General features: G+C 71.7%; 21 protein-coding genes, 1 tRNA gene and 1 pseudogene. 10 read left to right on the top strand and 13 right to left on the bottom strand.

Features of this window, described 5'->3' with window-relative positions; all coding sequences use genetic code 11:
- Positions 1–8: 8 nt before the first annotated feature.
- The 5 genes from ACF062_RS22795 to ACF062_RS22775 all read right to left on the bottom strand — a co-directional run bounded on the left by ACF062_RS22795 (position 9) and on the right by ACF062_RS22775 (position 7130).
- A complete protein-coding gene (locus ACF062_RS22795; RefSeq protein ID WP_392140721.1) occupies positions 9–485 on the bottom strand; it encodes a hypothetical protein in 477 nt (158 codons plus the stop codon).
- 80 nt (positions 486–565) lie between these two features.
- Positions 566–1498, bottom strand: a complete 933-nt coding sequence (locus ACF062_RS22790; protein ID WP_392140719.1) for an SGNH/GDSL hydrolase family protein — start codon at positions 1496–1498, stop codon at positions 566–568.
- An 88-nt stretch (positions 1499–1586) separates the two neighbouring features.
- On the bottom strand, positions 1587–2762 hold the full coding sequence (locus ACF062_RS22785) for an abortive phage infection protein (RefSeq protein ID WP_392140717.1): 1176 nt from the start codon (positions 2760–2762) through the stop codon (positions 1587–1589).
- Positions 2763–3052: 290 nt separating this feature from the next.
- Positions 3053–3418, bottom strand: coding sequence for a PH domain-containing protein (locus ACF062_RS22780; protein WP_127911138.1), 366 nt, complete (start codon positions 3416–3418; stop codon positions 3053–3055).
- Between the two features lie 91 nt (positions 3419–3509).
- On the bottom strand, positions 3510–7130 hold the full coding sequence (locus ACF062_RS22775) for a BTAD domain-containing putative transcriptional regulator (RefSeq protein WP_392140715.1): 3621 nt from the start codon (positions 7128–7130) through the stop codon (positions 3510–3512).
- 95 nt (positions 7131–7225) lie between these two features.
- Here ACF062_RS22775 and ACF062_RS22770 point away from each other — a divergent pair, with 95 nt between their 5' ends.
- Positions 7226–8572 (top strand): MFS transporter, encoded by a 1347-nt coding sequence (locus tag ACF062_RS22770; RefSeq protein ID WP_392140714.1) that lies wholly within the window; start codon positions 7226–7228, stop codon positions 8570–8572.
- Between the two features lie 76 nt (positions 8573–8648).
- On the top strand, positions 8649–8855 hold the full coding sequence (locus ACF062_RS22765) for a hypothetical protein (protein ID WP_392140712.1): 207 nt from the start codon (positions 8649–8651) through the stop codon (positions 8853–8855).
- A gap of 1 nt (position 8856) precedes the next feature.
- Here ACF062_RS22765 and ACF062_RS22760 read toward each other — a convergent pair whose 3' ends face one another.
- On the bottom strand, positions 8857–9645 hold the full coding sequence (locus ACF062_RS22760; protein ID WP_392140710.1) for an NAD(P)H-dependent oxidoreductase: 789 nt from the start codon (positions 9643–9645) through the stop codon (positions 8857–8859).
- Between the two features lie 97 nt (positions 9646–9742).
- Between ACF062_RS22760 and ACF062_RS22755 the strand changes: the two genes are divergently transcribed.
- On the top strand, positions 9743–10606 hold the full coding sequence (locus tag ACF062_RS22755; RefSeq protein WP_392140708.1) for a helix-turn-helix domain-containing protein: 864 nt from the start codon (positions 9743–9745) through the stop codon (positions 10604–10606).
- A 35-nt stretch (positions 10607–10641) separates the two neighbouring features.
- On the opposite strand, the gene ACF062_RS22750 is transcribed toward ACF062_RS22755, so the two are convergent.
- Positions 10642–11310 (bottom strand): DUF4232 domain-containing protein, encoded by a 669-nt coding sequence (locus ACF062_RS22750; RefSeq protein ID WP_392140706.1) that lies wholly within the window; start codon positions 11308–11310, stop codon positions 10642–10644.
- Positions 11311–11645: 335 nt separating this feature from the next.
- Between ACF062_RS22750 and ACF062_RS22745 the strand changes: the two genes are divergently transcribed.
- The 3 genes from ACF062_RS22745 to ACF062_RS22735 all read left to right on the top strand — a co-directional run bounded on the left by ACF062_RS22745 (position 11646) and on the right by ACF062_RS22735 (position 14499).
- A complete protein-coding gene (locus ACF062_RS22745; RefSeq protein WP_392140704.1) occupies positions 11646–12686 on the top strand; it encodes a polyprenyl synthetase family protein in 1041 nt (346 codons plus the stop codon).
- Between the two features lie 176 nt (positions 12687–12862).
- Positions 12863–13741 carry an ABC transporter ATP-binding protein gene (locus ACF062_RS22740; protein WP_392140703.1) on the top strand — a complete coding sequence of 293 codons (879 nt, stop codon included), beginning with the start codon at positions 12863–12865 and terminating at the stop codon, positions 13739–13741.
- On the top strand, positions 13738–14499 hold the full coding sequence (locus tag ACF062_RS22735; protein WP_392140701.1) for an ABC transporter permease: 762 nt from the start codon (positions 13738–13740) through the stop codon (positions 14497–14499). The genes ACF062_RS22740 and ACF062_RS22735 overlap by 4 nt, the downstream gene beginning before the upstream one ends.
- 83 nt (positions 14500–14582) lie before the next feature.
- On the opposite strand, the gene ACF062_RS22730 is transcribed toward ACF062_RS22735, so the two are convergent.
- On the bottom strand, positions 14583–14816 hold the full coding sequence (locus ACF062_RS22730) for a hypothetical protein (protein ID WP_392140699.1): 234 nt from the start codon (positions 14814–14816) through the stop codon (positions 14583–14585).
- Between the two features lie 657 nt (positions 14817–15473).
- Between ACF062_RS22730 and ACF062_RS22725 the strand changes: the two genes are divergently transcribed.
- The gene (locus tag ACF062_RS22725; RefSeq protein ID WP_392140697.1) at positions 15474–15839 is read left to right on the top strand and encodes a CAP domain-containing protein; all 366 of its coding nucleotides are present in this window, start codon (positions 15474–15476) and stop codon (positions 15837–15839) included.
- A gap of 28 nt (positions 15840–15867) precedes the next feature.
- Here the strand turns inward: ACF062_RS22725 and ACF062_RS22720 are convergent, their stop codons facing one another.
- A complete protein-coding gene (locus ACF062_RS22720; RefSeq protein WP_392140695.1) occupies positions 15868–16821 on the bottom strand; it encodes a terpene synthase family protein in 954 nt (317 codons plus the stop codon).
- A gap of 376 nt (positions 16822–17197) precedes the next feature.
- On the opposite strand from ACF062_RS22720, the pseudogene ACF062_RS22715 reads away from it, so the two are divergent.
- Positions 17198–17533 (top strand): annotated as a pseudogene (locus tag ACF062_RS22715) (VapC toxin family PIN domain ribonuclease).
- A gap of 48 nt (positions 17534–17581) precedes the next feature.
- On the opposite strand, the gene ACF062_RS22710 reads toward ACF062_RS22715, so the two are convergent.
- Positions 17582–17652 (bottom strand) — tRNA-Gly (locus ACF062_RS22710).
- A gap of 574 nt (positions 17653–18226) precedes the next feature.
- On the opposite strand from ACF062_RS22710, the gene dcd reads away from it, so the two are divergent.
- Both dcd and ACF062_RS22700 read left to right on the top strand, forming a co-directional pair.
- Complete coding sequence (dcd, locus tag ACF062_RS22705; protein ID WP_223775798.1) at positions 18227–18802, top strand: dCTP deaminase; 576 nt, start codon at positions 18227–18229, stop codon at positions 18800–18802.
- A gap of 8 nt (positions 18803–18810) precedes the next feature.
- The gene (locus tag ACF062_RS22700) at positions 18811–19308 is read left to right on the top strand and encodes a phosphoribosyltransferase (protein ID WP_223775799.1); all 498 of its coding nucleotides are present in this window, start codon (positions 18811–18813) and stop codon (positions 19306–19308) included.
- An 89-nt stretch (positions 19309–19397) separates the two neighbouring features.
- Here ACF062_RS22700 and ACF062_RS22695 read toward each other — a convergent pair whose 3' ends face one another.
- From ACF062_RS22695 to ACF062_RS22685, 3 genes are all read right to left on the bottom strand, one after another.
- On the bottom strand, positions 19398–20369 hold the full coding sequence (locus tag ACF062_RS22695) for a Yip1 family protein (RefSeq protein WP_392140692.1): 972 nt from the start codon (positions 20367–20369) through the stop codon (positions 19398–19400).
- Between the two features lie 141 nt (positions 20370–20510).
- The gene (locus ACF062_RS22690) at positions 20511–21983 is read right to left on the bottom strand and encodes an FG-GAP repeat protein (RefSeq protein WP_392140690.1); all 1473 of its coding nucleotides are present in this window, start codon (positions 21981–21983) and stop codon (positions 20511–20513) included.
- A 119-nt stretch (positions 21984–22102) separates the two neighbouring features.
- A complete protein-coding gene (locus ACF062_RS22685) occupies positions 22103–23581 on the bottom strand; it encodes an FG-GAP repeat protein (RefSeq protein ID WP_392140689.1) in 1479 nt (492 codons plus the stop codon).
- Positions 23582–23633: the final 52 nt, after the last annotated feature.

Raw genomic sequence — 23633 nt, 5'->3', positions numbered from 1 at the left:
CCGTGGCTTCAGGGCCCGGCCACGTCCGAACGGTCCGTGCACAGCGCCCAGATGACGAAGACGCCGAGCGCGATGGAGATGAACGCCCACACCGGCGTGTACGGCAGCCACAGGAACTGCGCCACGACACCGAGCGCCGCCAGCGCCACACCGGTCGCCTTCGCCCAGGCCGCGCCCTTGAGGATGCCCCAGCCGGTGACCGCGATGACGAGCCCGAGCACGAGGTGGATCCAGCCCCACGTGGTGAGGTTGAACTTGTACACGTAGTCGCCGACACGTTCGTACACGTCGTCCTTGGCGATGCCCGCGATGCCGACGAACACGCCGAGGACGCCGTTCACCAGCATCAGGACACCGGCGAACATGGCGCCGCCGGTGGCCCACGGGTTCTCCTCCACCGGGTGGTGGTGGCCCGGCGTCTCCTGGCCCGGCGTGTGGTGCCCAGGCGTGTGGTGGCCCGGCGTATGGGGCGTCGCGCTGCTCATGGCCCGCCTCTTTCCTCTGTCACGGACTCACAGCCTGTGACGGCGGGCCGTGCGCGGCGACCGGGCGTACTCCGAACGTGTTACCGCAGATCCGCCGCGACAGCCCCGGCGATGGCGGAGGCCATACGGCGGATGCCCGGCGAACGGGCAGGGCACGGACGGGACTTGGCCGTGGTCGGCGCCAGGCAGAAGTGCAGGTAGTCGTCGCCACGGTGGAGCGCGGTGAGGTTCCGCCCGGCCTCCGTGCAGTACGCGGGGTGCCGCGTCTCGTACGACGTGCACGGCAGCTTCTCGGCCCAGGTGTACCGCGCGGACGCCGGGGCCACGGCCTTGCCCGCGTCGGCCACGAGACCTCCGGACGCGCGGGCCCGCGCCTCGTAGAGGGCGTTGACGCGGCGGACCCGGTCGGGCGTGATCGGATCGGGGCCCTGAAGCACCCACACGATGCGCGTCCGGCCCGTTCCCGCGGCGGCGTCGATCTGCCTGACCAGGGCCTTCGCGTCAGCGGCGTACCGGTCGAAGTACTTCTCACGTGCCTTGTCGTACGTGATGCCGTCCATGCACGGCGTGTAGCCCCACGCGTTGCCCCAGAACTGGAGCACCACGTACTCCGGCCGCTCGGCGCGCACCAGCGCGGCGGCCTTGTGGGCGGCCGGGACGAGGGAGTCCTTGCCGGTGCCTTCGAGGTAGTCGCAGAGGGTGGTGCCGGAGTACGGCGCGCTGCGGTAGCGGGCGCCCAGGCGGTCCTTGAGGTGGGCGCCCAGGACGTCCTGGTTCTCCATGGCCAGGGAGTCCCCGAGATAGAGCACCTTCGTACCGGGTCTGCCGGCGATCCGCTGCCGGGTGGTGGAGGTCGCCGAGGGCGGCGGCGCGGAGGGCACGCGTTCGGTCCGCGCGACGCGCGGGGCGTCCGGCACGTCCTGCGGCGCCGCCTCGCCCCCGGATCCCGGGTCCCCGCACCCGGCGAGGAGCAACGCCCCGGCCAGCACCGCCGCAGCCCACACTTTCCTCACCGGCAACTCCCGCCCCAGACAGCTGAAATGACCCCCAGGCAAGCACACGCGCGGCATCGGGCGGAAGGCATCGGCGTGCCAAGTACGGTCAGGGCCGCGTGGCCTGTTCGAAGTGGCGGGCCAGCGCGCGGAAGGACTCCTTGGGCTCCCAGTGCCAGCGGGACTCGGGGTCGTCGTAGTGGTCCCTGACGGTCTTGGTGAGGCCGTAACTCGCCATGTCGAGGTCGTGGCGCGGCTCGTCGGGGTGGTGCGGGAGCTCGGGGGAGACGAAGGTGTAGGCGAGGGCGGCGTGCAGGTTCATGGACTCGAAGACGTCGAAGACGTCCAGGAGATAGGCGGCCTGGGTGTGCTCGCCGCGACGCAGGCCGGCGCTGATCTCCGCGGGCTCCTTGGTCTGGTCGAGGGCCTTGTACCAGCCCATCCCGCCGTCCTCGGGCGCTCCTTCGTACGTACACGATCCGCACTCGGTGATCGCCACGGGCTTGCCCCAGCGCTGGTACGGGGCCAGGTCCTTCACGTAAGCGGCCTTGGTGGGGTGGTAGCCGTAGTAGTTGACGCCGACGATGTCGAAGAGGGACCAGTCGACCTCGTCGTCATAGGCCGCGCTGTACGTGAGCGGGCCGTGGAAGACGGAGCGGCCGGTCCTGGCGGCGCGGGCGATGAAGTCGCGGAGCCCGCGCGCCATGGCCTGCGGGTCGAAGTCGCCCTTGAGCATGTTCTCGACGCGTTCCATGGTGGTGGCGCCGGGCACGATGCCGGGGACGAACAGCACGAACTCGCACCCGACGCTGAGGTGGACCCGCGCTCCCTGTCGGCGCATCCGCTCGGCGTGGCGGCCGACCTCCGCGAGGTGGTCGAGGATGTCGCCCTGCGGTACGTCGGCGAGGCGCGGCTGGAGCCAGACGTGCAGGCCGCGCTCGGCGGCCTCGGAGGCGGTCGCGGCGAGGCGCTCGACGCCGTCGCCGAAGACGGAGACGGAGTTCGCGTGGAGGTCCCGCCGGATCGCCCGCACGTCGTGGCGCATGCGGGCCGGGGTCCAGCGGGTGGCGTGGGACTCGCCGTCGCCGACCTGGTAACAGACGCCGCGGTAGGTGAGGCCCCGAGGTTGGGCCTGCTCCCGAGCCTGGGCCTGGGCCTGGTCCCGGGCAGGCGCGGCCTCGGCCCGCCCGGCCGTCAGGCCCGGCACTCCACCGGCCGCCACCGCCACTGCCCCGGCCCCCGCCGCCGCGAGGAATCGGGCCCTGCTGATCGCTGTGTCACGCACTGCGCCTCCCGTGGTGTGGTGTAGGACCACCAGCCTGGCGGGCGGGCGCCCGACGCCCATCGGCCGAAGGTCTATGCGACCCCGGCCGAAGGGATGGCCACGGGAGGGCCGGAGCCTAGGGCCTGTCTGACAATTCCCGCCTGCCTCGCGACGCCATGCACGCACTCTCGCCGCACCGGGCGCAGAGCCAAGTACATCCAGTACGAGGCCCTACGCCCGGCACGCCGAGAGCACGCACCTGACGCCGCGAGGCCGCCCTCCGGGCGACGACGCGAATTGTCAGACAGGCCCTAGCGCGCCACGAACTGCGTGAGGATCGCCTGCACCTCGTAGATGTCGACGCCCTTGGTGAACGTCTTCTGGAGCGGCACCTGGTTGCCGGAGATCCAGATCTTCAGCTCGGCGTCGAGGTCGAAGTGCCCGGCCGTCTCCACCGCGAAGTGCGTGATGCTGCGGTACGGCACCGAGTGGTACTCGACCTTCTTGCCGGTGATCCCCTGCTTGTCGACCATGATCAGCCGACGGTCGGTGAACAGCATGGTGTCGCGTATCAGCAGGTACGCGGCGTGCACCTGCTCACCGTGGCCGAGCAGCCGGGCGTACTCGTTCTGCGCCTTGCCCGGATCGATGGTGTGCGCGTTGCCGAAAAGTGCCATGTCAGGCCCCCCAGTGTGTGGATCCGCTCGGCGGATCGTTCCCCATGCCCCCGTGACCCGGACGAGCCGCGCCCACGGGATCTGGCCCAGCCTAACCGGGGTAGTCGGGGTGGCCGGGGTGGCTGGGGCGATCGGGATGATCGGTGTCCGGTGGAAGCTTCGTGCCCAGCGCGAACGCCTCGGCGAAGGCGGCATCGGCGAAGGCGGCATCGGCGACGGCGGCATCGCGGAGTGAGGCCTTCACCGCCGCCGTGATCCGGTCGACGTCACCTCGCTCGGCGGGCGGCAGTGGGGCGCCGACGCTACGGCGGGCCGCGTCGGCGGTGCCCAGCAGCTGGGCCGCGCGCACGGCGTCACCGCCCAGGGCCGCCGCTCCTGCCAGGCCCTCCAGGGAGAGGGCGAGGGCACGCGGCTCGGCGAGACGCCGGGCGATCTCCAGGCCACGCAGGTGCTCGGCCTCGGCGCGGTTGGCGTCGCCGCGGAGTTCGGCGATGAAGCCCAGCTCCGCGTGGAGCAGGTGGTCGCCGGCGGGGGAGGACACGTCGGCGTGGCGGTCGCGGATGCGGAGCAGATACGACTCGGCGGCGGCGAGATCCCCGGAGCGGCGGGCCCCCAGGGCGAGGCCCATCTCGGCGTGGATCTCGCCGTAGCGGTAGCCCTGGGAGGCGGCGAGGCGCCGTGCCTCCTCGTGCAGCGCGCGGGCGCGTTCCCACTCCCGGGTGAGCAGCGCGAGCCGCCCGAGCCCGGACAGCCGCGCGGCGACCTCGGCGTCCAGCCCGAGCTCACGGGCGATGCGCAGCCCTTCGTTCTGGCGGCGGGCGGCTTCGTCGTAGTCCCCCTTGATCTCGGCGAGCACGGCAAGCGGAGCGACGCCCTGCAACTCCCCCCACCGGTCCCCGAGCCCCCGAAACACCTCGACGGCCCGAAGCGCGTCACGCCCCACGGTGTCCAGATCCCCCCGAAGCAAGGCATGCATGGCCCGAAGCGCAAGCCCAGCGGCAAGACCCCACAGATCGCCTCGCTCCTCCGCCCCCCGAAGAACCCGAGAGTTGACGTCCTGACTCGCCCTCAACTCCCCCACACTGAACAGCCCATACCCATAAAACCAAAGGGCCCACGACCCCCCGCCCACAACCGCGCCCCCGTCAGGGGCGCGGGGAACGGCGCGAGCAACCCCTTCACACCCGCACGAACCCACAACCTCAGCCCCGCCCCCGTCAGGGGCGCGGGGAACGGCGCGAGCAACCCCTTCGCACCCGCACGAACCCACAACCTCGGCCCCGTCCCCGTCAGGGGCGCGGGGAACGGCGCGAGCAACCCCTTCGCACCCGCACGAACCCACAACCTCGGCCCCGTCCCCGTCAGGGGCGCGGGGAACGGCGCGAGCAACCCCTTCGCACCCGCACGAACCCACAACGTCAGCCCCGTCCCCGTCAGGGGCGCGGGGAACGGCGCGAGCAACCCCCTCAGACCCGCAGCCACCCACCCCCACCCGCTCCCCGGTCAACAGAGCAAACCCCCTGCCGAGCAACCAAAGCTCCCCCCACAACACCCCCGGCCCACCCCCACCCCCAACCCCCCACACCGCACCAAACGCCCGCCGCCCCTCCACCAACCGCCCCCGAAGCAACCACCACCAAGCCAACGCCACCACCAACCGCCCCGCCTCCCGAGGCCAAGGCCGCCCCACCGCCTCCTCCAACGCCGCCCGGAAATTCCCCACCTCCGCGTCCAGCCGCCCGAGCCGGCCTCCCTGCCCCTCCCCACCCCGAAGCCCCGCCCCCGCCCGCTCGGCCAACGCCAGATAGTGCCGCAGATGCCGCTCCCGCACACGGCCCAGTTCCCCCGCTTCCCGCAACCGCTCCACCGCATACGCGGCCACGGACTCCAGCAGCCGATACCGGACGCCCGCTCCCCCACGCCCCGGCACCACCACCACCAGCGACCGGTCCACAAGCCGCATCACCAGGTGGAGAACCTCCTCACGGCCCACACCACCGCCCGTACCACCCCCCGCACACACCGCCTCCGCAGCCTCCAACGTGCACCCGTCCCGATGCACGGCAAGCCGCCGCAACACAACGCGCTCGGGCTCGCCGAGCAACTCCCAACTCCAGTCGATCACCGCACGCAACGTCTGCTGCCGGGCCGGCGCCCCTCGCTGCCCCGACGTGAGCAACCGGAAGCGATCACCGAGGCGGTCGGCCAACTCCCGTACGCCCAAGCCACGTACGCGCGTAGCGGCAAGCTCCAGAGCGAGCGGAATACCGTCCAGCCGCCGACAGATCTCGGCGACGGCCTCCGCGTCCTGCGGACCGGAGAGCGCGAACCCCGGCGCCGACGCAGCGGCACGGGCAACGAACAGCTCGACCGCGTCGTCGCCCCGCAGCGGCTCCACCAAGAACACCGCCTCGCCTGTGAGCCCCAACGGCTCCTGACTGGTGGCAAAAACCCGCAGCCCGGGCGCGGCCCGCAGCAGCGCCTCCGCGAGCGCGGCGGCCTGCTCGACGACCTGCTCGCAGTTGTCGAGGACGAGAAGTACGTTCCGGTCCCGCAGCGCGGCGGCGAGGCGTTCGAGGGGCCCGGCGGCGGGCCCGGACGCCGGCGCCCCGGCGGGCACGTCATCACGGATCCCGAGCACACCGGCGACGACCTGCGCGAGACCGGCGACGCCGTCCCCCGCACCCTGCCCGGCGAACTCCACGATCCACGCACCATCAGAAAACCGCTCACCCCTCACCGCACGCGAGGCGGCCTCGACGGCGAGCCGCGTCTTCCCCACTCCGCCGGGCCCGGTCAGCGTGACGAGCCGCGAGGCGTCCAGCAGCCGCTGAAGCTCTTCGACGCAAGGTTCGCGTCCCACGAGGGCGGTGAGGGGGGCGGGAAGGTTGGTGCGGGGGAGGTCATGGTGCCTGCGCCGCGAAGGCGGCCGCGGGGCCGCGGGCGGCTGGGCGGGCAAGGAGGAACCCGGCTCAAGCAAGAGCTCCTGCCGAAGGATCACATCCCGCAACGAGGTCAACTCGGGCCCCGGATCAACCCCCAACTCCCGTGCGAGCCGCTCTCGTAGCTCCCCATAGGACGCCAGCGCCTCACTCTGCCGTCCCGCCAGATACAGGGCCCGCATCTGCACCCCCCGCAGCCGCTCCCGCAACGGATGCCGCCCCACCAGCTCCGCCAACTCACCGATGACGGCCGCGTGTTCTCCGAAGGCGAGCCGCGCCTCGGCCCGCTCCTCCAGCACGGCCAGGCGCTGCTCGGCCAACCGCTGCGCCGACACACGTACGAACTCCGCGTCCCCGAAGTCGGCATACGCGGGCCCACGCCACATCTCAAGCGCCTCGGTGAGGAGTCCGGCCCGTATCCGAGGATCGGCCTCGCCACGCGCCCCGCCCACCAACTCACCGAAACGGGCCGCGTCCACCTCGTCCCCCGCCGCCGGGTCCACCCGCAGCAGATAGCCCGGCGCCTGACGCACCACACGGTCCCGCCCGACCGCACGGCGCAACTGGGAGACCTTGGCCTGAAGGGCGTTGGCGGGATTGCCCGGCGGTCGGCCGCCCCACAGGTCATCGATGAGCCGGTCGGCGGAGACGGCCCGCCCCTCGTGCACCAAAAGATCGGCAAGCAGCGCCCGGACCTTCACCTCGGGCACCCTTACCGGCTCCCCCTCGCCGTCCCACACCGCCAGTGGACCGAGCACCCCGAACCGCATACGGATCACCGTACACACCGCCCACCAGCGGACCCCGGGCCGACCATCAGCGAACCATCAGCACTCCCGAAGCCCTCACAAGCAGAGTCACCACCATGACCACCACAGACCACACACCCACAGCAGCGCCCGCAACCACGCATCCCGCAACCACGCACCCGGCAACCACGCATCCCGCAGCCACGCACCCCACAGCCGTCCGCCCCGCACCCACCCACACCCCCACAACCACCCCACCCCCCACAACCACCACCCCACCCCCCGAGCCGCACGCCCAGAAACTGCCCCTGGCCGGCCTCCTCGCCCTGGCCACCGCCGTCTTCATCACCAGCCTCACCGAGACACTGCCCGCGGGCCTGCTGCCCGCGATGAGCGCCGACCTCGGCGTCAGCGAGTCCGCGACCGGCCAGACCGTCACGATCTACGCCGCCGGTACCGCCCTCACCGCGATACCGCTCACCGCGGCCACCGCGGGCTGGCGGCGCAAGCGGCTCCTCCTGATGGCGATGGCCGGCTTCGCCGCCGCGAACACCGTCACGGCGGTCTCGGGCAACTACACCCTCACGATGGCCGCCCGCTTCATCGCGGGCGTGGCCGCGGGCCTGGCCTGGGCGCTGCTCGCCGGGTACGCCCGCCGCATGGCGCCCGTCCACCTCCAGGGCAAGGCGATCGCCATCGCCATGGCGGGCATCCCGGTTGCGCTGTCGCTCGGCGTCCCGGCGGGCACCTACCTCGGCAAACTGCTCAGCTGGCAGGTGGCGTTCCTCGTGATGACCGGCCTCACGGTGGGCCTCCTGGCCTGGATCGCGGCCCTCGTGCCCGACTACCCCGGCCGACCGCGCGGGGCGACCCCGCCGATGCTGCGCACGCTGCGCGTACCCGGCGTGACACCGGTCCTCTTCGTCACCCTGGTCTTCGTCCTCGCGCACACGGTTCTCTACACGTACATCGCGACGTACCTCGACGGCCTCGGCATGGGCGGCTCCACCGACCTGGTCCTCCTGGTCTTCGGCGCCGCGTCCCTGCTCAGCATCTGGATCGTCGGCACCCTGATCCACCGCAGGCTGCGCGCGCTCACCCTCGCCGCCGTGCTCCTGGTCGGCGTGGCGGCGGCCGTGCTGGCGACGCTCTCCGACAGCCCGGCGCTCGTATACGCCGCCGTGACCCTGTGGGGCCTCGGCTGGGGCGGCGCCCCCACCCTCCTCCAGACCGCCGCCGGTGACGCGGGCGGCGACGCGGCGGACGCGGCCCAGGCCATGCTGGTCACCCTCTGGAACGTGGCCATGGCGGCGGGCGGCGTCATCGGCGGAGTCCTCCTCGGCCTCGTCGGCACCTCGTCCTTCCCCTGGACGATCCTGCTGCTCCTGGTCCCGGTGCTGCTCGTGGTCGTCATCTCCCGCACCCACGGCTTCCCGGCCAGGCGGACCGCCACGGACCAGTGAAGCTCTGCCCATGGGTCTGAGATGATCGGGGCCCGAACGAAGGGCTCTACGGAGACCCGCGTCAGGTGGGGTGGGGATGTCGATGATGGTGTTGCTGCTCGGCATGGGGGTGCTGATCGCGGCGGCGGGCCTCGGCGCCGTCGTGTGGGCTGCGCGGGGAGGTCCGCGCTGGGTCCACGGGGTGGCCAAAGCCACCACCGTGGCCGCCGAGTTGGCCGCCGCGGCCACCAAGAACGCGGCCACGAAGAAGGGCTGCGGCGGCAGCAACAATTCCGGGGACTAACTCAGACATGGGCGGGCCCCGGGCGGCGGTGCAGCCCGAACCCGCCGACCCCCGGCTCCTCCACCCCCGGCAGCAGCCGCATGTCATGGTCGTAGTCACCGCCGACGAGCGAACGGAACGGCACCGTCTCGTCCGTGAACAGCCCGTCGAGCCGCGCCGCGTACGCCTCCCGTACCGCCGCGAACCGCTCCTCGGACAGCTCGTTGGCACCGCACACGGCGAACGGCGGGAGCGGCGCCATGCCCGTGAACCAGAACAGGCCGTGCTGGATCGGATACAGCACATCCGCCATCTCGCCGTGGATGCCCCGGTCCGAGAACGACGTCTCGCGCGCCCCCGCCGTCACCGACACCAGCGCCCGCCGCCCCGCGAGAATCCCCTCGCTGTACGGCGGCGGCACGGCGGGCCCGTAGGCGAACCCGGCCGTGAAGACCCGGTCGAACCAGCCCTTCAGGATCGCGGGCGCGGAGAACCACCACAGCGGGAACTGAAGCACCACCGCGTCCGCCCACCGCACCTTCTCCTGCTCCGCCGCGACATCGGGCGTCAGCCGCCCGCCGAGGGTGGCCTCCTGCGAAGCCGCCATCACGCGCAGCCGGGAACCGGCATCCGAGCCCTCGTCGTAGTCATCGGCGTCGACCGTGGCCTTCCACTTCATCGCGTACAGATCGGACACCCGCACCTCGTGCCCGGCGGCACGCAGCTGACCGACGGCGAAGTCGGCCAGGGCCGCGTTGAGGGACAGGGGTTCGGGATGGGCGCTGACGACGAGGACCTTCTTGGCGTTCATGACGCCACGCTCTCCCGCCCTGACACCGCCGACCAGCCCCCTGCGCGACGGCGGAACGGCAATCCTGGTACCGGCGGTCCCACCCATACTGGGGTCCATGGACAGTGGCGCGATGCAGGGCGACGGGAGAGACACGGGCCGGGAACTGGGCGGCTTCCTGCGGGCCCGCAGGGCCCGGGTCACCCCGGAACACGTCGGTCTCCCGGGCGGCACCCGCCGCAGGGTACGCGGCCTGCGGCGCGAGGAGCTGGCCCAGCTGGCCGGCATCAGCGTCGACTATTACGTACGCCTCGAACAGGGCCGCGCCACCCAGCCGTCCCCCGAAGTGCTCGACGCCCTGGCCCGAGCGCTCACCCTGGACACGGCGGAACGCACGCACCTCACCACGCTCGCCGGCGCCGAACGCGGCCCGGCGCCGGAGGCCAGGGCCAGCCCGCTGCTGCGGCGCGTCCTGGACGCCGTGGCCGACGGTTTCCCGGCCTTCGCGACCGACCACCGCCTGGACGTCGTCGCCTGGAACGCCCTCGGCGCCGAACTCCTCGGCGGCCTCGCCGACCCGGCCCGCCGCGACCGCAACAACGCGCGCTACGTCTTCCTCGACCCCGCCTCCCGCGACGTGCACCCGGACTGGACCGACCGGGCGGCGGAGGCCGTGGGCCAGCTCCGGGTGGCGGCGGGCCGCTACCCGGACGACGCGGAACTGGACGCACTGATAGCCGAACTGATGCTCCGCAGCGCTGAGTTCCGCCGCATCTGGGAAAGCGGGGAGGTGGTGATGTGCGCCTCGGGCAGCAAACGCCTGCGCCACCCGCGGACCGGCATCCTCACCCTGGACTTCGAGAGCCTCCACGTCCCGGCGGCGCCCGGCGAACCGGGCCTGGTGGTGCATGTGTTCGGCGCGGAGGAGGGCACGGAGGAGGCGGCGGCCCTGGCCGACCTGGCCACGAGCCCGAACTCTTAGTACGGCCTGCTCAGCGCCCGCCCTGAGGACGACTCTCAGAAGTCGTCGGCACCGTTGCGCAGCTCGTACGTCCAGTAGCCGGTCGCCCACTTCGCCGGGTCCACGGCGATGCCGCCCTTGCCCGGAGCCGCGACGGCGGTCATGCCGCCGCCGCCCTGCAACGTCACGGAGAAGTCGGTGACGACCTCGTTGTCCTCATGCGCCCCGCCGTCCGACAGCTTCACGAGGGCGTAGGCGGGGGCACCGGCCTTGAGGACGACGGGGGCGGCGGGCTTGCTCTTGGCGACCGGCGGCACGTTCTCGCGGTGGCTCTCCAGGAACTGGATCTCCGGGAAGCCGGTCATCGCGCAGCTGCGGCCCGAGGTGTTCTTGGCGGTGAGGACGATGTGGGTGTAAGGCGGACCACCGTGGCGGGCGGCGCTGACGGAGACGTCCTTGGTGGTGCAGACGGGGGCGGTGGCGGAGGCTCCGGCCCCACCGCTCTTCTCGCCCCGCGCGCCCGACCCGTCCGAGCTCTTGGCGGCCCCCACCACGTCCGACGACCCCGCCGACTTCGATGAGGACACCGTGACGGTGGTGTCACCCGAACCGGCCCCGGCGGACCGCACTCCGGAGCCGTCGCCGCCGCAGGCGGTGAGGGAGAGGGCGAAGACGGCGGCGCCGGCGGCGGCGAGGACGGTGGTGCGGCTGTGGAAAGTACGCATGGGAGTTCCCCCGGAAGTCGATACGGAAAGCGCCGAAACAAGCCCACCCCGACCGCTCGGCGACCGCGCTGACCTGCTGACATCCCCAACCCTCCCGCACCCCGCTCACGTCCCCCTGCCGCCCGGCTCACGTCCCGCTGCCGTCCGTCCCGGGGGCGTGTGATTGTCGGGTGGGCGCACCGTAATAGGGCTCGTCCGCCTTGGTGATCTACGTCTTCGTACGGGTGCTGTGGCTTTCCCGCGGTTCGCGGTGACCGATTGGATTGGAGTGCGGTGTCTCCGCTCCCGGAGCGGAGACACCGCCATCTCCGTTGTGCACCCATGAGGAGCGGCGCATGTTGCAGATCACCGACTCGGCACCGGTAGGCGTGTCGTCGCAGCGGGAGTGGATCGATGAACTGCTCACTCCGGCCCTGCGCGCCGCCGTGGCCGCCCTGCCGGCGGCCGAGGCGCGGGCGGCGTCGTACCACCGCGGCTGGTGCGAGGCCGACGGCGCCCCGAGCGTGGCGGTACGCGGCGGGGGCAAGTCGGTGCGGTCGAGGCTGGCCATGCTGTGCGCGGTCGCGGTCGGCGGTACGCCCGGCGACGCGGTCCCCGGCGCGGTCGCGGTGGAACTCGTCCACGACTTCACACTGCTGCACGACGACGTCATCGACGGCGACGCGTTGCGCAGGTACCGTCCGGCCGTCTGGTCGGCGTTCGGCACGCCGGCCGCCGTACTGACGGGCGACGCGCTGCTGGCGGCGGGGCTGCGGGCGGTGGCGGAGGTGCCCGTCAGGGGCGCGGCGGCGGTCAGGGAGCTCGTGGACACCCTGCTCGACCTCGTCGCGGGCCAGAGCAACGACGTGGCGTTCGAAAGCGCGTGTGGCGTATCGATGCCGGACTATCTGGCGATGGCCGAGGGCAAGACGGGTGCGCTGATGGGATGCGCGTGTGCGCTGGGCGGTGTGCTGGCCGGCGCGGACGACGAACAGGTGCGGGGTCTACGGGATTTCGGGCGGCGGCTGGGCGTCGCGTTCCAGTGCGCGGACGACGTACTGGGCATCTGGGGCCGCACCGCTCACAGCGGCAAGCCGGTGGGAGCGGATGTGGCGGCGCGCAAGAAGTCGCTGCCGGTGGTCGCCGCCCTGACGGGCGAAGGCGAGGCCTCGCGGCGGCTCCGGGCCATGTACGGCTCGCCGACGCCCTTCGAGGCGCAGGACGTCGCACTGGCCGCCCGCCTGGTGGAGGAGGCCGGCGGCCGGCGGCTCGCCGAGGAGGAGGCACACCGGCAGGTGGCCGCCGCGCTCCGGTCGCTGTCGTGCGCACGGCCGGCTCCGGACGCGTACCAGCAACTGAGCGCCATCGCACGGGGAATGGTCGGCCGCGACACCTGACCGGGGCGCCGTGACCCGCCGCGGGCCGGGGGGCGCCGTATCCAGGCCGGGTGTACCAGATGCGTGACTTCGACCGACGTGGGGCGTTTGTCTCTGCGGTGGCCGCGTATCGCGTCCGCCTTGGCCATGCCCCACCCGCACAAGGCGGGACATACGCAGGGAAACGCAGGGGAGTCGTGCAGCGGACCGAGCCAAGTACGGCACTTCCGGACGACCTGCCGGCGGTGGCCGCCTATGGACTGCGCGTGGTCCGGGGCGGCAACGGAGTCCTGCAGAACCTCACCTTCAACGTGCCGCGCGGCTGCATCGTAGGTGTGCTCGGACCGAGCGGCTGCGGCAAGACCACGCTGCTCCGCTCCGTGGTCGGCGTACAACGGCCCACGGAAGGGCACGTCCAGGTCCTCGGCCACCCGGCGGGCGCCACCCCACTGCGGGCCCGCGTCGGCTACGTCACCCAGGCCCCTTCGGTGTACGCGGATCTGACGGTGCTGGAGAACCTGCGCTACTTCGCCGCCGCCCTCGGCATGCGGGGCTGGCGGCGGGAGGACTCCGTGGTCCGCGTGGTCAAGGAGGTCGACCTCGCCTCGTACGCCGACAAACTGGTCACCCACCTGTCCGGCGGCCAGTACTCGCGGGTGTCGCTGGCGGTCGCGCTGCTGAACAAGCCGGACCTGCTGGTGATGGACGAACCGACGGTCGGCCTCGACCCGATGGTGCGCCGTGAGCTGTGGACGGTGTTCCACCGGCTGGCCGAGGACGGGACCACGCTGCTGGTCTCCAGCCACGTCATGGACGAGGCCGACCGCTGCGACCGGCTGCTGCTGATGCGCGCCGGCCGGCTGCTGGCCAGCGCGGACCGGGACTCGCTGCTGCGGCACACGGGCTGCGGGGATGTGGAGGAGGCGTTCATGCACTTGGTGGAGGCGGCAGCGGTGGCCGAGGCGCGGGCCCGGCAGCGGGCCGCGGCACACACGATGCTGCCCGGCGGCCTGCTCGACCAGCCCGGCGCACCGGCCGCAGAACAGTCCTTCTTCGCCACGGAAGCTCTGCGGTGAGCGCCGCCACCCTGGCCGAGCGGCTGCCGTTCTCGCCCACCATCACCTTCGCCACCGCGGTGCGGGTGCTCCAGCAGATCTCCCGCGACCGGGGCAGCACGGCCCTGCTGCTCGTCATCCCCTGCATGCTGATGGTGCTGCTGAAGCTGATGTTCCACGACTCCGAGCAGACCTTCGAACGGGTGGGCCCCCAGGTCTTCGGGATCTTCCCGGTCATCGTCATGTACCTGGTGGCATCGGTGTCCACCTTGCGGGAACGCACCACCGGCACCGCCGAGCGTCTGCTGACCATGCCTGTACGCCGCCTGGACATCGTCCTCGGCTACAGCCTCGCCTTCACCTTCCTGGCGCTGCTCCAGGCGGTGCTGTCCACCCTGCTGTCCGTCGGGCCGCTCGGCCTCGACATCAAGGGGCCCGCCTACCTGCTGATGGTCATCGCCATGCTGGGTGCCCTGCTGGGGCTGGCACTCGGGCTGCTGGTGAGCGCCTTCGCCCGCAACGAGTTCCAGGCGGTGCAGTTCCTGCCGGCCGGTGTGCTGCCGCAGTTCCTGGTGTGCGGCCTCTTCGTGCCTCATGAGGACATGCAGGGCGCGCTGTCCGGTATCGCCAAGATCATGCCGATGACGTACGCGGTCCAGGCCGCGGGCGAGGCCGCCGACCACACCGGGATCACCGGCCTGTTCGTGCGGGACGCGTCACTGATCCTGGTGTGCGTGATCCTGGTGCTGGTGGCGAGCGCGGCCACGCTCAAGCGCTGACCGGTGATGTGCGCGCGACGGGTGTACGTGAAAACAGAGGGGGGCCGCCACTCGGCGGCCCCCCTCTGTGCGGTGCGCGATCCCTAATGCGTGTTCCACGCGAAGCCGCCGGAGACGGAACCGTTGCTCGGCACCTGGAACGGTCCGAAGTTCAGCGGGGGGCTGTGGTGGTGGTGACCGAACTCCGGGTCCGGGTGGTCGATGGCCGGGGCGGTGGCCGGGGCCGTCGCGGGCGCGGCGCTCGCGGCACCGACGCCCGCCGCCAGGGCCAGCGCGGCCAGTGAGAGCACCGCGGCGGAGCGAAGAAGCGAGGACATGGGAAGCCTCCGGTAAAGCATCCGGGGAAAGGGGGGAAACGGATTCCAGCCTATCCATTCCGACCGCTCGCGCGAAAACTGTGCATGCCTGATTCCCCCGAACGAATCGGCGGGTACAAGAACCTAAAAACGCATAAAAGCGCGAAGGAGATGCCGCGGCCGACGCGGCTGAAAACCGGTAAGGTACGCGCCGCCTTCGCGTTCTCGGAACGGAACGGGAAGGCGGAATGGCGGAATGGCGAAATGGCGGAGAAAGCAGGCGGGTGAGGGCGGATGGCGAGAGAGTGGCGAGGACTTTTCAAGGCCTGGACGGCAGGGCGGCCGGGAACGACGGCCCCGTCGTGGCGCGGGGCTTCGGCGGCGGGATGTGCCCTGCTCGCCACGGTGCTGCTCGGGAGCGCGTCCGCAGCCCTGGCCGGCCCACCGCCCGTACCCGCGCGCCCCTCCTCGTACCGCGTCCCGCAGTGGTCGCCGTCGCCTCAGCACTGGCAGCGGCCTCCCGCCACGGCCGGCCCCGCCACGGTCCGCACCGCAGAGGCGCGCGGTCCGGCCCGGCGGGAGTCGTCACACCCGGAGCCGTCACGCCCGGAGTCGTCACACGCAGAGCCGTCACGCCCGGAGCCGTCACACCCGGAGCCATCGGACACGGCCCGTCGGGTGATCGCCGCCGTCAACCGGTCCCGCGCCGACGCAGGCTGCCCGCCGGTCCGGCTGGACGCCGCGCTCACCCGCGCCGCGCGGGCCCACAGCGCCCACATGGCCCGCCACGGCCGCCTTACCCACACCGGTGCCGGTTCCAGCACCCCCGCCGAGCGCGTACGGTCGGCCGGATACCGCGCGGGGAGGTCCGCGGAGAACATCGCCTCAGGGCCGGACACCCCGGAGGCGGCGGTACAGCTCTGGATGGACAGCCCGCCGCACCGCGCTGCCCTGCTGACCTGCGGCTACTCGCACGCCGGTGTCGGTGCGGAGCACGGCGACGGCGGTCCGTGGTGGACGCTGGCCCTGGCCGCCCGCCGCTGAGCCGCGTGACGACGGGGCCCCGGAGCGCTCAGAGGTCGGCATCCCACCACCACGCGATGCTGGGCGCCCCCTCGATCGGCCCCGGGCGCGTGTCGGACGGTTCGCAGGCGTACACCGTCTCACCGAGCTCCATGTCGTCCGGCCAGTGCCCGAGGCTCAGGTAACGGGGCACGCGCATGCCCCATTCGTTGTTGCCGCGGATTCCGTACCGCAGCCCTTGCAGGTACGACCGGAGATCGGCACCGGCGGTCGGCCGGACCTGGTCGTACAGGTCCAGGAAACGCAGCAGCACCCGGTCCCGCAGTCCGCCGGCGGCCTCCACGGCCTCCTGCAACGGCATGGACCGCTCCGCCATCAGCACCGTGTAGAGATTCTGGTCGGCCTGTCCACGGCTGAGTTCCTTCACCAGGGAGTGCCGGTCGTTGTCGAGTCCGGCGACCAGGATCGCCATCTCCGTCAGTGCCCGCACCGCCGGGCGGTGCATCTCGCGGTCGGGTACCTCGGCCCCGGTGGCCAGCTCCAGCAGCGCGAAGGTCGGCTCCCCACCGCACGAAAGCAGCCGCATGGCCAGGAAGTCGTCAAGGCCCGGCATGTGCCCGGCGGCCTGGTTGCCGATCTGCCAGGCGACGCCCGACAGCCACGCAAGGTGGCCGCGCGCGAAGCGCCGTACCTGGGTCGGCGGCGCGAAGGAGCGGAACCGTCCGACGATGTCCTGCAGCGCGCCGATGTACGGGTCCGCCCCCACCGCCGAGGGCACCTCACAGGCACGCTGGACCTGGCCGGCCAGGACGTTGAACTGACCGGGCCGCGTGCTCAGCGGCCCGGAGTCGCAGCGCGCGTCATCGAAGGCGAACCCCCAGTAGACCCACAGGGCCGCTGCCAGCAGCCGGTCGTCGTCCTCGGCCTCCGGGGCGAACCGTGCGAAGAAGTCGGCACTGTGAGTGGCGGCCACCCACGCCTTCTCGCGTTCGGTGGCACACATGCCGCTCTGGCCGATCCATTCCACGGCGCGGCGCTCAATGCGTCGTACATGCGGATGAACGGCGGATTCCAGCGGGCAGAAAAGCGGCGGCAATTCCACGTCGGATACGCGAGGAGCCATGGCGGGCACACCTTCCAGGAAAGGACGGGGAAGGCACGATCATCGACAAGCCCGACCAGCCATTCCGAGAGCCATGCCCCGGACCCCCTCGCTGTCAGCCAAAAGAGACGCCACACGAACCCCGCGGTTGACTCGGAACCGACCCCGGACGGGCATGTGCCACTTTGGTACATGGACCACCCTCGCCGACCAGGACCGAGGTCCGTGACGCGCTCGCCGATGCGGTCCGTCGCGAAACGGATCCCGGGTCCGCCGCGTGATCATCGTCATCGCGGACACGTCCGGTCTCCTGGCCGCTCTCGACTCGACGCGCCCGGACCACGGAGCGGCGAACGAGGCGATCACGGCAGTCGGCCTCCTGGTGATGTCCCCCACTCCTGCTGGCAGAACTCGATCACGTGGCAACGCGCAAGCCGTCCGAGTCCGCTACGGCGCACTCGACTTGGACCTCGCCGACGCGGTGAACGCGGCGCTCGCCGCCGACTTCGACACCGACGCGATCCTCACCCTCGACCGACGGGACTTCCGCGCCGTACGGCCACTGGGCCACCACAAGGCGTTCCGGATGCTGCCCGACGACCGCCCGCTCTGACGAGCCAACAAACAAGCCCCAGGCCATTGGCCTGGGGCTTCAATAAAGAGCGGGTGACGAGAATCGAACTCGCACTCTCAGCTTGGGAAGCTGATGTTCTACCACTAAACTACACCCGCGAAAACGCACCGCCAGAAGCGGTTGCGTACCGTCGCACACTCTACCCCATCACCGGCCCCCGGCGCCCCCGCCGCGGTGCCCGCCCGCTGTCCGGGACGCGGATGCGCCGTGCGGCGGGAGGGAGTTGGGGCGTACCGTGGGCGGACCGTCGATGGGTCGCGCCTCTGGTCGTGCCGCTTGAAACGGCGCCCCTTTCGTACCGTAATGTGGGCTTTCGTCGTCGGCTCGGAAACGGGTCTCAGGCGTACGAGTTCACACACGGCTTTGGGGAAGGGACTCGAGGACTTGATGGAGCGCACCGTCGTCCGATGTGCCGAAGGGCACGTGTTCAGCACCGCGTCGTTCCCGATGCAGCAGGCCGACCGGCTCGGGCCCGGCCGGCTCATCCGGTGTCCGCGCTGCGCCCGGCTCCGGCACGCCGTGCCGGTGGCCTTGCAGAAGCAGTAACGGCAGTCACAGCGGTGGCGAGCAGTAACGGCAGTAACAGCAGTAGCCAGTGGTAACAGCGGGGCGCGCGGGACTTGCCGTCCATGAGATTGTGGCGGGCCCGCGCGCTCTGCGTATCCTCGGTGCGTGCTTCTCTCAGACAAGGACATCCGGGCCGAGATCGACTCCGGACGGGTACGGATCGACCCGTACGACGAATCCATGGTGCAGCCCTCGAGCATCGATGTGCGGCTGGACCGCTACTTCCGGGTGTTCGAGAATCACCGCTACCCCCACATCGACCCCTCCGTGGAGCAGGCCGACCTGACGCGGCTCGTGGAGCCCGAGGGCGACGAACCGTTCATCCTCCACCCCGGGGAGTTCGTGCTGGCCTCCACGTACGAGGTCGTCGGCCTTCCCGATGATCTCGCCAGCCGGCTCGAGGGCAAGTCCAGCCTCGGGCGGCTCGGGCTCGTCACGCACTCCACCGCCGGGTTCATCGACCCCGGTTTCTCGGGGCACGTGACCCTGGAGCTGTCGAATCTGGCGACCCTGCCGATCAAGCTCTGGCCGGGCATGAAGATCGGGCAGCTCTGCCTGTTCCGGCTGACCTCGCCCGCCGAGGAGCCCTACGGATCGGAGCGGTACGGGTCGCGTTACCAGGGGCAGCGCGGGCCGACCGCCTCCCGGTCCTTCCTCAATTTCCATCGGACACAGGTGTGACATCCAGCATGAGTGACGTACGCGAGAACCTTACGTACGAGAAGTTCGGCGGCGCCGTGCGCGAGCTCGCGCAGACCATCGCCGATGACGGGTACCAGCCGGATGTCATCATCTCCATCGCGCGCGGCGGTGTCTTCGTCGCCGGCGGGCTCGCGTACGCGCTCGACTGCAAGAACATCCACCTCGTGAACGTGGAGTTCTACACGGGCGTCGGGACCACGCTCGAAATGCCCGTCATGCTCGCGCCCGTGCCCAACGTCATCGACTTCACCGACAAGAAGGTGCTGATCGCCGATGACGTCGCCGACACCGGCAAGACGCTGAAGCTCGTGCACGACTTCTGTCTCGACCATGTCGCCGAGGTGCGGTCCGCCGTCATCTATGAGAAGTCGCACTCGCTCGTGAAGTGCGAGTACGTGTGGAAGCGCACCGACGAGTGGATCAACTTCCCGTGGAGCGTCGAGCCGCCCGTCGTGAAGCGGGCCGGTCAGGTTCTCGACGCCTGACCGGGGGCGTACGTATATGTACGTATAGGGGGAAGCGAAGGGCCCGGCGGACGTGTCGTCCGCCGGGCCCTTCGCTCGTTCCGGCAGCGCTAGAACGTGCCCAGCTTGACGATCGACAGGATCGCCAGCAGCTGGATCGAGGCCGCGCCGAGCGCCTTCGGCCACGGCAGGTCGTGGGACTTGCTCACCATGGTCGTCAGCAGCGCGCCCGCCGCGATCCAGGTCGCCCAGCCGAGCAGCTGGACGAAGGGCTGGCCGCCGCCCAGGAACATCGCCACGATCACCCGCGGCGCGTCCGTCAGCGACATGATCAGCATGGAGAGGCCGACCGTCGGCTGCCAGGCGCCGTCACCGCCGAGCTGGCGGGCCAGGGTGTGCGTGACCACGCCGAGGACGAAGGCGCTGATGGTGATCGCGACGCCGGTGGTGAGGACGTACGGGACCGCCGCCGAGAGCGTGGCGTTGATCGCGTCGGAGCGGGCGTCGTCGAAGCCGAAGATCGCGAGCAGGCCGTAGAGGAACGTGACGACGACGGCCGGGGCCCACATCGCGTAGTCCCGCATCTGGAGGAAGGTCGGGCCCGGTCGCAGCACGATGCCGCGCAGCAGGTCCTTCCAGTGCAGGCGAGGTCCGATCGGCGCCGCGGGGGCCTGACCCGCGCGGTAGGTGTCGCCCTGGTTGTAGGGGTCCTCGCCGATGGAGAAGGCCTGGGTGTGCCCGGGGTTGTTGGCCGCGTACGGGTCGTAGCCGCCCTGGGGGGCGTGGCCCTGGTCGCCCGGGCCGCCGAAGTACTCGGGCTCGCCGTGGCCGCCGCCGGCCTGCGGCCACTGCTGGCCGCCTCCTCTGCCGGGCTGCGGGCCACCGCCCCCGTACTGGGGGCCGCCACCGCCGTACTGGGGTGCGCCGCCGCCGTACTGCTGCGGGTTCGGCGGCGCGGGTGGGTAGCCGTACGGCTGCTGCTGCCCCTGGGGGGCCTGCTGCCCGTACGGCTGCTGCCGCGGTTGTTGTTGCGGTCGCGGGGCGCGGTTGTCCCGGCCGCGTCCGATCCTGAATCCAGCCACGAATCGAACGTACCTGGTCTTACGGAGTGCGGTCGTCCCTCCTTGGGAGGAGAGAGGCTTTGCGGCCGACCTGTGACAACCCCTAAGGGAATCCCGGAGGGGTCGCCACAGGGCCGGCCGTGGCGACGCGGACCAGGCCGCTCAGCGGGCCAGGACCGCTCCGTACGCGTACGGGTGTGCAGAGGCGGGCAGGCCGATGGACTTCGGCGTGATGGCCGTGACGCCGGACGCCGTCACGGAGGGCAGCTCCCAGACGCCGCCCGCCGAGGCGTTCTCGCCCGGTGCCGCGACGGACAGGTCGGGGCGGCCGTCGCCGTCGTGGTCGGCGGTGATGAGGGCCGTGGCGAACGCGTCGCCCTTCTCCGCGACGCCGGGGATGCCGGGGGAGTCCTGCTGGTACGCGACCGCGCTCGCCGCCCCCGACGCGTCGAGGATGCCCTTCGCGCCGCCCTTGAGGACCGTGACGCCACCCGCGCGGGCCGCGCTGCCGATGGCCTCGCCGGGGGCGCCCGCGATCAGGTCGTCCTTGCCGTCGCCGTCGATGTCGGCGGCGGCGAGGGCGTTGCCGAAGTCGTCACCCGTCTCGGCGACGCCGGGCACGCCCGGGGTGTCCTGGTTGAGGGTCTGCCCCTCCCATATGAGACCGCGGCTGCTCCCGTAGTGGATGTGGATGCCGCCACCCTTGGTGAACCGCTCCGGGCCGCAGGGATCGTCGATGTTCTCGTCGGCTATCTCGCGGCAGTTGCCGAGCGCGAGGTCGTCGTGGCCGTCGCCGTTGAAGTCGCCGGCGGCCAGCGCGTTCGCGGCGCCGTTGTCGCTGTTCCAGTATCCGGTGAACCGGGACACGTCCGTGTTGTAGCTGTAGAGCTGGATGTGGGACTGCGTGTAGGGCTGGTTCTGCGTGTAGTACGCGACCGCAAGCTCGGGACGGCCGTCGGAGTCGAAGTCGCCGGTCGTCATGACAGGGGCGCGGCCGCCCATGCGGTCGGCCATGACGGGCTCGGTGCGTGCCGCGAACGGGTTGAGGTTCGCGACGACCTTGTCCTTGCCACCGATCGCCAGGTCGACGTCGGTGTCGCCGGTGAAGTCGGCGGCGGTCAGCGACATGCCGTACGCGTCGCCGGTCTTCTCGCCGCGGGCGGCGGTGCCGGCCAGGGCGAAGCCGTCACCGGTGCCGTACAGGACGGTGACGGAGCCCGCGTCCGCCTTGCCGTCGATGTCCTCGCCGGGGGCTCCGATGACGAGGTCGGCGTACTTGTCGTCGTCCACGTGCGCGGTGGTGACCGCGCCGCCGAAGAGGTCACCGGTCTCGGGGGTGCCGGGCACCTCGACGGTGGCCTGGGTGACGCGGCGTACGCCGCCGGAGCCAGGGCCGTCCGCGCCGCCGAAGACGACGCTGACGTAGCCGGCCCGCGCCTTGCCGTCGACGGTGCCGGAGGGCACGCCGACGGCGAGGTCCGCGTAGCCGTCACCGTCGAAGTCACTGGTGAGGGGCGGGCGTTCGGAGGGCGCGGCGGTGGCCGCGGTGGCCGTGAGGGGGAGGGTCAGGCCGGTGGCGGCCAGCGTGGTGGCCGCGGCGAGGGCGAGGGTGCGTGTGCGTATGCGTGTGCGCACGGGGGCTCCGGTTCTTGCGTGGTCGAGTATCAGGCCCGAGGCGGTTCCCTGAGGGCCGCCGGGGACGATGACGACCGGGCCCGCGTGGTGTGCGGGCCCGGCGGTCATGGCAGGGGAGGTCAGTCCGCGAAGTTGTAGCCGAAGTTCGGGGTGCCCTTGGCGGAGATGCCCACCGTGGAGGTGTAGACGCCCGCCCCGCCGGACAGCGTGCCGTCCGCCTTGGAGTCCAGGAGGTAGAGGGCGCCGTTGTCGGAGTTCTCGCCGGCCGCGCCCACCGCGATGTCGCCGCGGCCGTCGTCGTCGAGGTCGTCGATGTGGACGTCCGTGCCGAAGAAGTCGTTCGTCTCGTTGGAGTTCGGGACGCCCGGGGTGTTCTGGCTGAGCAGGACGGAGCCCGCCGTGGAGAGGCCGGAGCCGTCCGTGGCGCCGTAGATGACGGTGACGGAACCCGCGTCGGAGACACCGTCCAGGTCCTCGCCGGGGGTGCCCACGACGAGGTCGAGGTGGCCGTCGCCGTTGATGTCGCCGAGGTCCAGCTCGTTGCCGAACGAGTCGCCCTTCTCGCCCGCGCCGGGCACGCCCTCGGTGTCCTGGGTGATCACCTGGCTGCCGCCGTAGGGGCCGGTTGACTTGCCCTTGACGACATAGACGGTGCCGCCCTTGTGGGCGCCGTCGATGCCGTCGTCCCACGTCATGCCGATGACGATGTCGCCGTACCCGTCGCTGTTCGTGTCGCCCACGTCGGTGATGACGCCGCCGGGGAGCCGCTGCACGCCGGTCGTGGTGACGCCGTTCGCGCTGCCGGGCAGCCAGAGGTTCGCGTTGTCGCCGCCGGCGACGGAGTAGCCGTCGACGATGAGGTCGTCCTTGCCGTCGCCGTTGATGTCGCCGGAGTGCAGGTTGAACGGGCCGGCGCCCTCACCGCTGTGGATGGGCGGCGTGACGGTGTAGTGCTTGCCGGTGCCGCCGGCGCGGGTGAAGCCGCCCTCGTACACGTCGATGGTGGCCGCGCCCGAGCGGGAGCCGATGGCGAGGTCGTCCTTGCCGTCGCCGTCGAAGTCGCCCGCCTGGATGGGCCCGCCGAAGAGGTCGTGCTTGGTGGGGCGCGGGTCCTTCAGCGTGGTGCCGCCGGACAGGCCGTTCTTCGAGCCCCACAGGATCTGTACGGTGCCGCCGTCGACGTCGGAGCCGACGTCCTCGCCCATCGCGGCCACCGCGAGGTCGTCGTACCCGTCGCGGTTGAAGTCGCCGTACGCGCTGTCGATGCCGAAGCCGTCCCCCTTCTCGGCGGAGCCGGGCACTCCGGGGCTGTCCTGGCTGTACGTGGTGTGGTGCCGCTCGGCGCCGCCGTACGTCACGGTGACCTGGCCCGCCCGGTCCTTGCCTGCGACGTGGGCGCCCGAGGCGGAGGTGGCGAGGTCGGCGGCGCCGTCGCCGTTGAAGTCGGCGTCGGGCTGGGTGGCGCCGGCGGGCGCGGCCGAGGCGGTGCCCGCCGTGGCGGCGAGCAGTCCGCCGGACATCGCGGCGGCGACGGCCGTGGCCGCCGCGAGGCGTATGCGGCCGGGTCTGGCGTCGGTGGTGCGCTTGTGCTTGGCCATGCGGTTCTCCTGCGGCATGCGGGGATGCCTGGCGGGCACCCGCGGTCAAATG

It is taken from the genome of Streptomyces sp. NPDC015345 (assembly GCF_043078805.1).
Lineage (GTDB): Bacteria > Actinomycetota > Actinomycetes > Streptomycetales > Streptomycetaceae > Streptomyces.
The sequence above is the reverse complement of the archived record's forward strand: the minus strand, read 5'-3'. Positions and strand labels throughout refer to the sequence as shown.

Excerpts from the sequence above, each read along its gene's own strand:
- ACF062_RS22795 (WP_392140721.1), bottom strand. The coding sequence starts at position 485 with ATGAGCAGCGCGACGCCCCATACGCCGGGCCACCACACGCCTGGGCAC.
- ACF062_RS22780 (WP_127911138.1), bottom strand. The coding sequence starts at position 3,418 with ATGGCACTTTTCGGCAACGCGCACACCATCGATCCGGGCAAGGCGCAG.
- ACF062_RS22775 (WP_392140715.1), bottom strand. The coding sequence starts at position 7,130 with ATGCGGTTCGGGGTGCTCGGTCCACTGGCGGTGTGGGACGGCGAGGGG.
- ACF062_RS22770 (WP_392140714.1), top strand. The coding sequence starts at position 7,226 with ATGACCACCACAGACCACACACCCACAGCAGCGCCCGCAACCACGCAT.
- ACF062_RS22765 (WP_392140712.1), top strand. The coding sequence starts at position 8,649 with ATGTCGATGATGGTGTTGCTGCTCGGCATGGGGGTGCTGATCGCGGCG.
- ACF062_RS22760 (WP_392140710.1), bottom strand. The coding sequence starts at position 9,645 with ATGAACGCCAAGAAGGTCCTCGTCGTCAGCGCCCATCCCGAACCCCTG.
- ACF062_RS22755 (WP_392140708.1), top strand. The coding sequence starts at position 9,743 with ATGGACAGTGGCGCGATGCAGGGCGACGGGAGAGACACGGGCCGGGAA.
- ACF062_RS22750 (WP_392140706.1), bottom strand. The coding sequence starts at position 11,310 with ATGCGTACTTTCCACAGCCGCACCACCGTCCTCGCCGCCGCCGGCGCC.
- ACF062_RS22745 (WP_392140704.1), top strand. The coding sequence starts at position 11,646 with ATGTTGCAGATCACCGACTCGGCACCGGTAGGCGTGTCGTCGCAGCGG.
- ACF062_RS22730 (WP_392140699.1), bottom strand. The coding sequence starts at position 14,816 with ATGTCCTCGCTTCTTCGCTCCGCCGCGGTGCTCTCACTGGCCGCGCTG.
- ACF062_RS22720 (WP_392140695.1), bottom strand. The coding sequence starts at position 16,821 with ATGTGTGCCACCGAACGCGAGAAGGCGTGGGTGGCCGCCACTCACAGT.
- ACF062_RS22700 (WP_223775799.1), top strand. The coding sequence starts at position 18,811 with ATGAGTGACGTACGCGAGAACCTTACGTACGAGAAGTTCGGCGGCGCC.
- ACF062_RS22685 (WP_392140689.1), bottom strand. The coding sequence starts at position 23,581 with ATGGCCAAGCACAAGCGCACCACCGACGCCAGACCCGGCCGCATACGC.